8 protein-coding genes and 3 rRNA genes are annotated in these 13,375 nt (G+C 54.2%); 2 read left to right on the forward strand and 9 right to left on the reverse strand.

What is annotated here, in order from left to right:
* Positions 1–35 precede the first annotated feature (35 nt).
* The 3 genes from rrf to K7B04_RS05035 all read right to left on the reverse strand — a co-directional run bounded on the left by rrf (position 36) and on the right by K7B04_RS05035 (position 4,925).
* Positions 36–151 (reverse strand): 5S ribosomal RNA (rrf, locus tag K7B04_RS05025).
* 91 nt (positions 152–242) lie between these two features.
* Positions 243–3,150: ribosomal RNA gene (locus K7B04_RS05030) — 23S ribosomal RNA — on the reverse strand.
* A 235-nt stretch (positions 3,151–3,385) separates the two neighbouring features.
* Positions 3,386–4,925, reverse strand: a 16S ribosomal RNA gene (locus tag K7B04_RS05035).
* Together the 16S, 23S and 5S rRNA genes form the textbook arrangement of a ribosomal RNA operon.
* 474 nt (positions 4,926–5,399) lie before the next feature.
* Between K7B04_RS05035 and K7B04_RS05040 the strand changes: the two genes are divergently transcribed.
* Together K7B04_RS05040 and mdtD are read left to right on the forward strand one after the other, a co-directional pair.
* Complete coding sequence (locus K7B04_RS05040) at positions 5,400–6,104, forward strand: FadR/GntR family transcriptional regulator (RefSeq protein ID WP_167574673.1); 705 nt, start codon at positions 5,400–5,402, stop codon at positions 6,102–6,104.
* A 10-nt stretch (positions 6,105–6,114) separates the two neighbouring features.
* Positions 6,115–7,503 carry a multidrug transporter subunit MdtD gene (gene mdtD / locus K7B04_RS05045; RefSeq protein ID WP_064540545.1) on the forward strand — a complete coding sequence of 463 codons (1,389 nt, stop codon included), beginning with the start codon at positions 6,115–6,117 and terminating at the stop codon, positions 7,501–7,503.
* A 2-nt stretch (positions 7,504–7,505) separates the two neighbouring features.
* On the opposite strand, the gene rbsR is transcribed toward mdtD, so the two are convergent.
* The 6 genes from rbsR to rbsD form a co-directional block, all read right to left on the reverse strand.
* Positions 7,506–8,498, reverse strand: a complete 993-nt coding sequence (rbsR, locus tag K7B04_RS05050; protein WP_163449491.1) for a ribose operon transcriptional repressor RbsR — start codon at positions 8,496–8,498, stop codon at positions 7,506–7,508.
* 3 nt (positions 8,499–8,501) lie between these two features.
* Entirely contained in the window at positions 8,502–9,431 is a 930-nt protein-coding gene (gene rbsK / locus K7B04_RS05055) for a ribokinase (RefSeq protein ID WP_223803607.1), read from the reverse strand.
* A gap of 111 nt (positions 9,432–9,542) precedes the next feature.
* A complete protein-coding gene (gene rbsB, locus K7B04_RS05060) occupies positions 9,543–10,433 on the reverse strand; it encodes a ribose ABC transporter substrate-binding protein RbsB (RefSeq protein ID WP_106930081.1) in 891 nt (296 codons plus the stop codon).
* Positions 10,434–10,460: 27 nt separating this feature from the next.
* Positions 10,461–11,426 carry a ribose ABC transporter permease gene (rbsC, locus tag K7B04_RS05065; RefSeq protein WP_065357329.1) on the reverse strand — a complete coding sequence of 322 codons (966 nt, stop codon included), beginning with the start codon at positions 11,424–11,426 and terminating at the stop codon, positions 10,461–10,463.
* A 5-nt stretch (positions 11,427–11,431) separates the two neighbouring features.
* Positions 11,432–12,937 carry a ribose ABC transporter ATP-binding protein RbsA gene (gene rbsA, locus K7B04_RS05070; protein ID WP_163449489.1) on the reverse strand — a complete coding sequence of 502 codons (1,506 nt, stop codon included), beginning with the start codon at positions 12,935–12,937 and terminating at the stop codon, positions 11,432–11,434.
* A 7-nt stretch (positions 12,938–12,944) separates the two neighbouring features.
* Entirely contained in the window at positions 12,945–13,364 is a 420-nt protein-coding gene (gene rbsD / locus K7B04_RS05075; protein WP_163449488.1) for a D-ribose pyranase, read from the reverse strand.
* Positions 13,365–13,375: the final 11 nt, after the last annotated feature.

The following is a 13,375-nucleotide window of genomic DNA, read 5'->3' on the forward strand; positions in this document are numbered from 1 at the left end:
CCATCCGTCAGGATGGGCTTCTTCACTTATTTGATGCCTGGCAGTTCCCTACTCTCGCATGGGGAGACCCCACACTACCATCGGCGCTACGGCGTTTCACTTCTGAGTTCGGCATGGGGTCAGGTGGGACCACCGCGCTACAGCCGCCAGGCAAATTCTGTTTTCAGACCGCTTTGTGCGTTCTGATGTTATCTGTATCAGGCTGAAAATCTGTCTCTTCGCCAAAACATCTTCGGCGTTGTAAGGTTAAGCCTCACGGTTCATTAGTACTGGTTAGCTCAACGTATCGCTACGCTTACACACCCAGCCTATCAACGTCGTCGTCTTCAACGTTCCTTCAGGACTCTCAAGGAGTCAGGGAGAACTCATCTCGGGGCAAGTTTCGTGCTTAGATGCTTTCAGCACTTATCTTTTCCGCATTTAGCTACCGGGCAATGCCATTGGCATGACAACCCGAACACCAGTGATGCGTCCACTCCGGTCCTCTCGTACTAGGAGCAGCCCCCCTCAATTCTCCAGCGCCCACGGCAGATAGGGACCGAACTGTCTCACGACGTTCTAAACCCAGCTCGCGTACCACTTTAAATGGCGAACAGCCATACCCTTGGGACCTACTTCAGCCCCAGGATGTGATGAGCCGACATCGAGGTGCCAAACACCGCCGTCGATATGAACTCTTGGGCGGTATCAGCCTGTTATCCCCGGAGTACCTTTTATCCGTTGAGCGATGGCCCTTCCATTCAGAACCACCGGATCACTAAGACCTGCTTTCGCACCTGCTCGAGCCGTCACTCTCGCAGTCAAGCTAGCTTATGCCTTTGCACTAACCTCCTGATGTCCGACCAGGATTAGCTAACCTTCGTGCTCCTCCGTTACTCTTTAGGAGGAGACCGCCCCAGTCAAACTACCCACCAGACACTGTCCGCAACCCGGATCACGGGTCTACGTTAGAACACCAGCCATTAAAGGGTGGTATTTCAAGGATGGCTCCACACGAACTGGCGTCCGCGCTTCAAAGCCTCCCACCTATCCTACACATCAAGGACCAGTGTTCAGTGTCAAGCTATAGTAAAGGTTCACGGGGTCTTTCCGTCTTGCCGCGGGTACACTGCATCTTCACAGCGAGTTCAATTTCACTGAGTCTCGGGTGGAGACAGCCTGGCCATCATTACGCCATTCGTGCAGGTCGGAACTTACCCGACAAGGAATTTCGCTACCTTAGGACCGTTATAGTTACGGCCGCCGTTTACCGGGGCTTCGATCAAGAGCTTCGCGTTGCCGCTAACCCCATCAATTAACCTTCCGGCACCGGGCAGGCGTCACACCGTATACGTCCACTTTCGTGTTTGCACAGTGCTGTGTTTTTAATAAACAGTTGCAGCCAGCTGGTATCTTCGACTGATTTCAGCTCCATGGGTAAACCACTTCACCTACATATCAGCGTGCCTTCTCCCGAAGTTACGGCACCATTTTGCCTAGTTCCTTCACCCGAGTTCTCTCAAGCGCCTTGGTATTCTCTACCTGACCACCTGTGTCGGTTTGGGGTACGATTTGATGTTACCTGATGCTTAGAGGCTTTTCCTGGAAGCAGGGCATTTGTTACTTCAGCACCGTAGTGCCTCGTCATCACACCTCAGCGTTAGTAAGCGTCCGGATTTACCTAAACGCTCCGCCTACATGCTTAAACCGGGACAACCGTCGCCCGGCTAACATAGCCTTCTCCGTCCCCCCTTCGCAGTAACACCAAGTACAGGAATATTAACCTGTTTCCCATCGACTACGCCTTTCGGCCTCGCCTTAGGGGTCGACTCACCCTGCCCCGATTAACGTTGGACAGGAACCCTTGGTCTTCCGGCGTGCGGGTTTTTCACCCGCATTATCGTTACTTATGTCAGCATTCGCACTTCTGATACCTCCAGCATCCCTCACGAGACACCTTCGCAGGCTTACAGAACGCTCCCCTACCCAACAACACATAGTGTCGCTGCCGCAGCTTCGGTGCACAGTTTAGCCCCGTTACATCTTCCGCGCAGGCCGACTCGACCAGTGAGCTATTACGCTTTCTTTAAATGATGGCTGCTTCTAAGCCAACATCCTGGCTGTCTGAGCCTTCCCACATCGTTTCCCACTTAACTGTGACTTTGGGACCTTAGCTGGCGGTCTGGGTTGTTTCCCTCTTCACGACGGACGTTAGCACCCGCCGTGTGTCTCCCGTGATAACATTCTTCGGTATTCGCAGTTTGCATCGGGTTGGTAAGTCGGGATGACCCCCTAGCCGAAACAGTGCTCTACCCCCGAAGATGAGTTCACGAGGCGCTACCTAAATAGCTTTCGGGGAGAACCAGCTATCTCCCGGTTTGATTGGCCTTTCACCCCCAGCCACAAGTCATCCGCTAATTTTTCAACATTAGTCGGTTCGGTCCTCCAGTTAGTGTTACCCAACCTTCAACCTGCCCATGGCTAGATCACCGGGTTTCGGGTCTATACCCTGCAACTTAACGCCCAGTTAAGACTCGGTTTCCCTTCGGCTCCCCTATACGGTTAACCTTGCTACAGAATATAAGTCGCTGACCCATTATACAAAAGGTACGCAGTCACACCCCAAAGGGTGCTCCCACTGCTTGTACGTACACGGTTTCAGGTTCTTTTTCACTCCCCTCGCCGGGGTTCTTTTCGCCTTTCCCTCACGGTACTGGTTCACTATCGGTCAGTCAGGAGTATTTAGCCTTGGAGGATGGTCCCCCCATATTCAGACAGGATACCACGTGTCCCGCCCTACTCTTCGAGTTCACAACCTGTGCATTTTGGTGTACGGGACTATCACCCTGTACCGTCGGACTTTCCAGACCGTTCCACTAACACACAAGCTGATTCAGACTCTGGGCTGCTCCCCGTTCGCTCGCCGCTACTGGGGGAATCTCGGTTGATTTCTTTTCCTCGGGGTACTTAGATGTTTCAGTTCCCCCGGTTCGCTTCGTTAACCTATGTATTCAGTTAACGATAGTGTGACGAATCACACTGGGTTTCCCCATTCGGAAATCGCCGGTTATAACGGTTCATATCACCTTACCGACGCTTATCGCAGATTAGCACGTCCTTCATCGCCTCTGACTGCCAGGGCATCCACCGTGTACGCTTAGTCGCTTAACCTCACAACCCGAAGATGTTTCTTTCGATTCATCATCGACTTGCGAAAATTTGAGAGACTCGAACACACCATTTATCTGTTCTTATTACGGAGAACAGACACAGTGTGTCGTTTCAATTTTCAGCTTGATCCAGATTTTTAAAGAGCAAAACTTCTTAATGCACTCGAAAGTACATTCAGAAGTTCATCATTTACCAGACAATTTGTGTGAGCACTTCAAAGAACGCTTCTTTAAGGTAAGGAGGTGATCCAACCGCAGGTTCCCCTACGGTTACCTTGTTACGACTTCACCCCAGTCATGAATCACAAAGTGGTAAGCGCCCTCCCGAAGGTTAAGCTACCTACTTCTTTTGCAACCCACTCCCATGGTGTGACGGGCGGTGTGTACAAGGCCCGGGAACGTATTCACCGTAGCATTCTGATCTACGATTACTAGCGATTCCGACTTCATGGAGTCGAGTTGCAGACTCCAATCCGGACTACGACATACTTTATGAGGTCCGCTTGCTCTCGCGAGGTCGCTTCTCTTTGTATATGCCATTGTAGCACGTGTGTAGCCCTACTCGTAAGGGCCATGATGACTTGACGTCATCCCCACCTTCCTCCAGTTTATCACTGGCAGTCTCCTTTGAGTTCCCGGCCGAACCGCTGGCAACAAAGGATAAGGGTTGCGCTCGTTGCGGGACTTAACCCAACATTTCACAACACGAGCTGACGACAGCCATGCAGCACCTGTCTCAGAGTTCCCGAAGGCACCAAAGCATCTCTGCTAAGTTCTCTGGATGTCAAGAGTAGGTAAGGTTCTTCGCGTTGCATCGAATTAAACCACATGCTCCACCGCTTGTGCGGGCCCCCGTCAATTCATTTGAGTTTTAACCTTGCGGCCGTACTCCCCAGGCGGTCTATTTAACGCGTTAGCTCCGGAAGCCACGCCTCAAGGGCACAACCTCCAAATAGACATCGTTTACGGCGTGGACTACCAGGGTATCTAATCCTGTTTGCTCCCCACGCTTTCGCACCTGAGCGTCAGTCTTCGTCCAGGGGGCCGCCTTCGCCACCGGTATTCCTCCAGATCTCTACGCATTTCACCGCTACACCTGGAATTCTACCCCCCTCTACGAGACTCAAGCTTGCCAGTTTCAAATGCAGTTCCCAGGTTGAGCCCGGGGATTTCACATCTGACTTAACAAACCGCCTGCGTGCGCTTTACGCCCAGTAATTCCGATTAACGCTTGCACCCTCCGTATTACCGCGGCTGCTGGCACGGAGTTAGCCGGTGCTTCTTCTGCGAGTAACGTCAATCGCTGCGGTTATTAACCACAACGCCTTCCTCCTCGCTGAAAGTACTTTACAACCCGAAGGCCTTCTTCATACACGCGGCATGGCTGCATCAGGCTTGCGCCCATTGTGCAATATTCCCCACTGCTGCCTCCCGTAGGAGTCTGGACCGTGTCTCAGTTCCAGTGTGGCTGGTCATCCTCTCAGACCAGCTAGGGATCGTCGCCTAGGTGAGCCGTTACCCCACCTACTAGCTAATCCCATCTGGGCACATCCGATGGTGTGAGGCCCGAAGGTCCCCCACTTTGGTCTTGCGACGTTATGCGGTATTAGCTACCGTTTCCAGTAGTTATCCCCCTCCATCGGGCAGTTTCCCAGACATTACTCACCCGTCCGCCACTCGTCACCCAAGAGCAAGCTCTCTGTGCTACCGTTCGACTTGCATGTGTTAGGCCTGCCGCCAGCGTTCAATCTGAGCCATGATCAAACTCTTCAATTTAAGTTTGATGCTCGTGAATTAAACTTCGTAATGAATTACGTGTTCACTCAGAGACTTGGTATTCATTTTTCGTCTTGCGACGTTAAGAATCCGTATCTTCGAGTGCCCACACAGATTGTCTGATAAATTGTTAAAGAGCAGTTGCGACGCGCTTTAGCGCTCTGTCGCGAGGTGGCGTATATTACGCTTTCCTCTTTCAGAGTCAAGCGTTTAATTTCGCTTTTCTCTGCCGAAGTTCTCAGGAGAACCTCGCTGACCCGGCGGCTTGTTTGCCGTTGTTCCGTGTCAGTGGGAGCGCATTATAGGGAGTTTATTCTGCCTGACAAGGGGAAATTTGAATTATTTTATCGCTCGCTATTTTTTTCATCAAATTGCTTATGAATACGCCGTAAAATGCCCAAACTGCTGTTTTTAACACCGATTCAGCACGTCAAATGGCATACTAAAGAAAGATAAATAATAGGAATGGCATTTATGTCTCTAAGCGCACAGCAACTAGCCGCTCAAAAGAACATCTCCTGGGTCCTGGCTGAGAAAATAGCCCAGAAGATATTAACCGGTGAGTATCCCCCGGAAAGCATCCTCCCCGGCGAAATGGAGCTGGGTGAAATTTTCGGTGTGAGCCGAACCGCCGTTCGCGAAGCGGTAAAAACGCTGTCAGCGAAAGGGATGCTGCTTCCTCGCCCGCGTATTGGTACCCGTGTGATGCCTCAGGCCCACTGGAACTTCCTCGATACCGAGCTGATCTCCTGGTGGCTAACGACAGATAACTTCCAGGCCGTCATGAAACACTTCCTGGTATTGCGTCGCAGTCTGGAACCGCAGGCCTGCATGCTGGCCGCCACGCTCGGTACCGCCGAGCAGAAAGCCCAGCTCAATACCTTAATGGAAGAGATGGCGACGCTGGAGAAAACATTCGACCGCGAGCGTTGGATCGATATCGACACCTCCTGGCATGAACACATCTATGAAATGAGTGCTAACCCGTTTCTGACATCATTCGCCAAACTGTTCCACTCGGTGTACCACATCTATTTCACCTCGATTACCGAAGATGAGGTGATTGAACTGGCGAGCCACCAGGCGATTGTTGATGCGATACAAGAAGGCGATGGCCCACGGGCATACCAGGCCTGCCAGGCTTTATTAAACGCGCCACATATTCTGGCCGCAGTATAAAGGACAGCGAATGACTGAGAAGAAAGCGCGGAGTATGGCCGGGCTACCGTGGATAGCCGCGATGGCCTTCTTTATGCAGGCGCTAGACGCCACCATTCTGAATACAGCGCTGCCCGCTATCGCGCACAGCCTCAACCGGTCGCCGCTGGCGATGCAATCAGCCATTATCAGCTACACCCTTACGGTGGCTATGCTGATCCCGGTAAGCGGCTGGCTTGCTGACCGCTTCGGTACCCGACGCATCTTTATGCTGGCGGTCAGCCTGTTTACCCTTGGGTCATTGGCGTGCGCGCTTTCGACTTCGCTCGGCGAACTGGTGATCTTCCGTATTATTCAGGGGATTGGCGGCGCCATGATGATGCCCGTCGCCCGTCTGGCACTGCTGCGCGCCTACCCGCGTAGCGAACTGCTACCGGTGCTTAATTTTGTCACTATGCCGGGGCTGATAGGACCTATTCTGGGCCCGGTGCTGGGTGGCGTTTTTGTCACCTGGGCTACCTGGCACTGGATTTTCCTCATCAACATACCGATCGGCGTTATTGGCATGCTGTACGCACGAAAATACATGCCGAACTTCACGACGCCGCGGCGACGCTTCGATCTCTCAGGATTCCTGCTGTTTGGGTTAAGCCTGGTGCTGTTCTCCATCGGCATGGAGCTGCTCGGCGAGCAGATTGTGTCAGGTTGGGTCGCTCTGATGGTGGTGCTGTTCAGTATTATTTTGCTGCTGGCCTATATCCGCCACGCGCGCAAGCATCCAACACCGCTGATCTCTCTGGGCTTATTCAGAACGCGGACATTCTCAGTCGGTATTGCCGGTAACCTGGCGACACGCCTGGGCACCGGCTGCGTGCCGTTCCTGATGCCGCTAATGCTGCAGGTTGGCTTTGGCTATCCGGCGCTGATTGCGGGCATCATGATGGCGCCCACGGCAATCGGCTCTATCGTGGCAAAATCAACCGTCACCCAAGTGCTACGCCGGTTGGGCTATCGGAAAACGCTGGTCGGCGTCACGCTGTTTATCGGCTTAATGATCGCGCAGTTCTCATTACAATCGCCGTCAATGCCGGTGTGGATGCTGATTCTGCCGCTGTTCGTGTTGGGGATGGCCATGTCGACGCAGTTCACTTCGATGAACACCATTACGCTTGCCGATCTCTCCGACGATAACGCCAGCGGCGGCAACAGCCTACTAGCCGTCACACAGCAATTGTCGATTAGCCTGGGGGTGGCGATCAGCGCCGCGGTGCTGCGCTCATATCAAAGTATTGTCGGCTCGACGATTGAGCAGTTCCACTACACCTTTATCACCATGGGGGTGATAACGGCGGTGTCAGCGCTGATGTTTATGCTGCTGCGGCCGAAAGATGGCCGCAATCTGATAAAAGAAAAGCACTAACCTTAGACGGACCCTCGCACCACCAGCTCGGGCGTCAGCTGCATTCGCTGCTGTTTTTGCCCGGGCTGCGCAATACGGTGAATCAACACATCAATCGCCAGCTCGCCCAGTTCATCTTTTGGTTGGTGAATGGTCGTGAGCGGCGGCGTCATATAGCGAGCCAGTTCGATATCATCATAGCCAATCACCGCCATATCCTGCGGAATACGTAGCCCGGCCTGATACAACGCCTGATAAACCCCTACCGCCATCGCATCGTTACCAACGAAAACGGCATCCGGACGTTCAGGATGCGCCAGCAATTTCTGCATGGCATCTAATCCGCCGCCAAACTCAAAGTTGCTGGTAATTTCATAGCCGTCCGGGATCGGCAACTGCGCATTATGCATGGCTTCCCGATAGCCCTCGAGACGCAGCCGCGCCGGGGTTTTATCCAGCGGACCGGAAATACAGGCAATGCGCGTATAGCCACGCTCGATCAAATAGCGAGTCGCCATATCGCCGCCCAACAGCGAGTTATCCTGAATCAGGTCGCTGTCGCCGTCGAATGGCGCCCAGTCCATCATCACGGAGGGAATAGACGGATAGCGCTGCATAATTTCCAGCGACGGCTGGTGCGTTTCGGTGCACAGCAGCAGCAGCCCGTCGACACGCTTCTGCATCAGCGTTTCCAGGTTGCGGTTCATCCGCTGTTCGTCGCCTTCGGTATTGCATAGCACCAGACTGTAACCACGCTCGAAACAGCTGCGCTCCACGCCGCGCACCAGCTCTGAATAAAAGGGGTTGGTACTGGCGGTAATCAGCATACCGATGGTGTGAGTCTGATTCAGCTTGAGACTACGCGCCAGCGCTGACGGGGCGTAGTTCAGCGCTTTGATGGCCGCATCAACCTTCTCGGTTATTGCATCGCTGACAAACCGGTCTTTGTTGATGACATGAGATACCGTGGAGGTGGAAACGCCCGCCAGGCGAGCAACATCCTTCATCGTGGCCAAGCATTACCCCTGCTGACGTAAAAATTCGTCGATCTCTTCACGCCAGGGCACAGAGGGCTGCGCGCCTTTGCGTGTCACGGCAATAGCGGCGGCGGCGTGCGCAAAGCGCAGCGCGTCGGCCAACGGCGTATTCTCCAGCAACGCAGTCATCAGCGCGCCGTTAAAGGTATCGCCCGCGGCGATGGTGTCGATAGCCTGCACTTTAAAACCCGGTACGCGACGCCCTTCGCCCTTAACGCTGGCCCATACGCCGCGACTGCCAAGAGTAATAATCACCGTGTCGATGCCTTTCGCGTGCAGTACCTGTGCAGCTTTCGCGGCGTCGTCATCGTTTTCCACCCGAACACCGGTCAGCTTCTCAGCTTCGGTCTCATTTGGGGTAATGATATCCACCAGCGACAGCAGTATATCCGGCAGCTCGCGAGCGGGGGCCGGGTTCAATACCACGGTGGTTTGATTCTGATGGGCAATCTGAGCCGCCAGCAATACGCTATCCAGCGGGGATTCAAGCTGCATCAGCAGCGCATCTGCCTCGGCAATGCGTTCACGCTGTGCCTCGACCAGCCCAGTAGATAGTGCGGCGTTAGCGCCCGCGTGAATGCCAATCACATTCTCGCCTTCGCCGTTCACGAAGATCAGCGCTACGCCGGTCGACTCACCGGCTACAGCGCTCACGGGCGCGATATCAATGCGGTCAACCTGCAACTGTTTACGGATACGCTCACCGATATCGTCATCGCCGGTGCAGGCAATAAACGCGATATCCGCGCCGCTGCGCCCGGCAGCAACCGCCTGGTTCGCGCCTTTGCCGCCAAATGCGACCTGATAATGGCTACCGGTGACGGTTTCGCCTGGCGTCGGGAAAGATTCAAGATTGAGAATGTGATCGGCATTGATGCTGCCAAGGACGACGAGTTTGCCTGCGGTTTTCATTTTCAGAGTGTCCGGTAAGATGCGCCACCGGTATCCCGGTGGCGCTTGCCCTGCTTTTCTTTTATAGATGTAGTCCCTCAGGCTGTGAGAGCCTGAATCGCATTCGCGTTATTACTGCTTAATTACCAGCTTCAGGTCAACAGGATATTTTGCCTGTACCTTTTCGCCTTTCAGCACTTTGTCGGCGGTTTCCACGCCTTTTGCACCGATCTGATCCGGCAACTGGGCGATAGTCGCCGCCAGTTTGCCGTCATTCACCGCTTTTTCGCCATCCGGCGTACCGTCGAAGCCTACGACCATGACGTCGGATTTACCGGCGGTTTGCAGCGCACGCAGCGCGCCCAGCGCCATTTCGTCGTTCTGAGCGAAGACAGCCTTCACGTCCGGATGCGCGGTCAGCAGGTTCTGCATCACGTTCAGACCTTTAGTACGGTCGAAGTCGGCAGGCTGGCTTGCCAGCACGTTGAATTTATGTGCCGCGACAGCCTGCTGGAAGCCTTCACCACGCTCGCGCGCGGCAGAAGTCCCGGCGATACCCTGCAGTTCGATGACTTTAGCGCCTTCACCGGCTTTCTTCGCAATATAGTCACCGGCGATTTTACCGCCCAGCACGTTATCAGACGCGATATGGCTCACAACCTCACCTTTAGAGGCCACGCGGTCGAGGGTAATCACCGGGATTTTAGCCTGGTTTGCCATCTTGATGGCGTTACCCACCGCGTCGGAGTCCGTCGGGTTGATCAGCAGAATTTTGGTGCCACGAACCGTTAAATCCTGAACGTTAGCCAGCTCTTTCGCCGGGTTGTTCTGTGAGTCCAGAACCACCAGGTTATAGCCCAGTTTGTCCGCTTCTTTCTGCGCGCCGTCCTTCAGGGAGACAAAGAACGGGTTATTCAGGGTAGAGATAACCAGTGCAATGGTATCTTTCGCCATCGCGTTCGCACTGACGGTGGCGCTCAGCGCAACCGCGGAAACCAGGGTAGCCAGTTTTTTCATGTTCATATCTAAGATGTCCTGTAGTGTCGTTTGTTACTGCTTTTTGTTGTCCACCAGCACCGCCAGCAAAATGACGACTGCTTTAACGATCATCTGGTAATAAGAAGAAACGCCTAACAAGTTCAAACCGTTGTTCAAGAACCCAAGAATCAGCGCACCGATAAGCGTGCCGACGATACGACCCTTACCGCCTGCCAGACTGGTACCGCCCAGTACTACCGCCGCGATAGCATCCAGCTCATAGCCGGTACCCGCAGTCGGTTGTGCCGAGGAGAGGCGCGCCACTTCAATAATACCCGCCAGCGCCGACAGTAACCCGCACAAAGAGTAGACGATAATTTTGACTTTATTGACGCTAATACCGGAAAGACGCGTTGCCGCTTCATTACCGCCCAGCGCATAGATATAACGACCCAGACGCGTGTGGTGCAGCATGTACCACGCCGCGAGGAAGACAATCGCCATGATCCACACCGGCGTTGGGATACCCAGCGGGCGGCCAATACCGAACCAGCCAAACACGTCGGCGTTGTCGGTAAAGCCGGTATTGACCGGACTACCGTTGGTGTAGACCATGGTCACACCGCGCAGCAGCAGCATCATCACCAGCGTAGCGATAAATGCCTGCACCCGCCCTTTAGCAACAATCACGCCGGTAACGGCCCCAATTGCGGCACCTAATGCGAGTGCGGCAGCAACCGCCACCAGCGCATTAACTTCGATGCCCACAATCGAGGCGGCGACCGCGCCGGTCAACGCCAGCAGGGAACCGACGGACAGGTCGATCCCCGACGTTAAAATGACCAGCGTCATCCCAACCGCCATGATCGCATTCACGGAGGTTTGCTGCAGGATGTTGAACAGGTTATTGACGGTAAAAAAGTTGGGGCTCATGGTCGAGACAATCGCTATCAGCACCAGCAGAGCTATCAGCGATTTTTGCTCCAGCAGCCATGCTTTAGTGAAATAGCGGCGACCCGCCACAGACTGGGTTGTCATCTTTTTTACTCCTGGTTCACGCGGTTAAGCTTGCCCACAGCGGCAGCCATTAATACTTCCTGGGTGGCCTGCTCGCGTGAAAACTCACCGCCGAGATGCCCTTCATGCATCACAATAATGCGATCGCTCATCCCCAATACTTCCGGCATCTCCGAGGAGACCAGAATGATGCTCAGGCCGTCGGCCTTGAACTGGTTGATCAGCTGATAAATTTCTTTCTTCGCCCCCACGTCGACGCCGCGCGTCGGCTCATCAAGGATCAGTACCTTCGGGCGAGTCATCAGGCCGCGCGCAATGGCGACTTTTTGCTGATTACCACCGGAGAGCAGACCGATCGCTTGCTCCATAGACGGCGTTTTGACGTTAAACAGACGGATAAAATCGCTCACCGCCTGCTGTTCGTCTTTATGCTTCAAACTACCGCCAGCACGGCTGAAATAGCGCAGCGCCGTCAGCGACATGTTCTCTTTCACCGACATGCCCAGCACCAGGCCATCACGCTTACGGTCTTCGGAAATATAGACAATGCCGTTCGCCAGACCATCCTGCGGTGAACGCGTCACCACTTCATGGCCGTCTAGCGTCACGTAGCCGCTGGTTCTCGGCAGCGCACCGTACAGCACTTTCATTAATTCGGTGCGCCCGGCGCCCATCAGCCCCGCCACACCAAGAATTTCACCTTTGCGCAGGGTAAAGGAGACGCTGTTCACGCCAGGCCCGCACAGTGCGTCCACCTTCAGGCGGATCTCACCCGGTTCTTTATCCAGATGCGGGTACTGATCTTCAAGCTTGCGCCCCACCATCATCTCAATCAGCAGATCTTCATTCAGGCTGGCGACTTCGCGTTCGGCAATAAACTGCCCGTCGCGGAAGACGGTCACGTCGTCGCAGATCTCGAAGATCTCTTTCATACGGTGGGAGATATAGACAATGCCGCGCCCCTGTGATTTAAGCTCGCGGATGACGCGGAACAGGGATTCGGTTTCAGTATCGGTCAGGGCATCGGTCGGTTCGTCCATAATGATGACCTTCGACTCAAAGCTCAGCACCTTGGCAATTTCCACCATCTGCTGATCGCCGATAGAGAGGTCACCCACCAGACGGTCGCTCTTAAAGCGCAGATTGAGTTTGGCCAGCAGGATATCGGCCTCGGCATACATCTTCTTCCAGTCGATTTTGCCAAAGCGATTCACAAACTCACGGCCAAGGAAAATGTTCTCGGCAATCGTCAGCTGTGGAATCAGGTTCAGCTCCTGGTGGATGATGCCGATACCGGCTTCCTGCGAGGATTTTGGGCCGTTAAAGGTGGTCTCTTTACCCAGCCATAACAAAGAGCCAGCGTCGCGGGTGTAGATCCCGGTCAGCACCTTCATCATGGTGGATTTGCCCGCGCCGTTTTCGCCCACCAGCGCCATCACGCGGCCAGCGTAGACGTTCAGCGCGGCGCCAGCTAGCGCCTTCACGCCCGGGAACGATTTATCGATCCCTTTCAGTTGTAAGAGTGCGTCCATGATGGCCTCAGAAGGTGACGCCAGCACAGAGAATGATATTCGCATACGGGGAACATTCCCCGCTGCGAATCACCGCCTGACTGTCTGCGGTTTGTTGTTTGAACTGCTCATGTGAGACGTAACGAACGTCAATGCTATTTCCCTGGTGTTGCTGCAGCTGCTCAAGGTGTTTGAGCAACGTTTCGTGAAGCTGCGGATTATGGTGTTGAATTTCCGCGGCGAGAATGGCGGCCTCGACCTGCATCTCTTGCGTCACCACGCCCAACACCTGCATGAAGGTGGGAACGCCCTGGGTTAGCGCCATATCAATGCGCGCCGTGCTACGAGGGATGGGTAAACCCGCATCGCATACCACCAGCGTATCGGTATGGCCCAAACGGGAAATAACCGACGAGATTTCAGAGTTGAGTACCGTGCCTTTCTTCATTTTGTTTTCTT

The sequence above is a fragment of the Kluyvera sp. CRP genome (assembly GCF_019930565.1).
Lineage (GTDB): Bacteria > Pseudomonadota > Gammaproteobacteria > Enterobacterales > Enterobacteriaceae > Kluyvera > Kluyvera georgiana_A.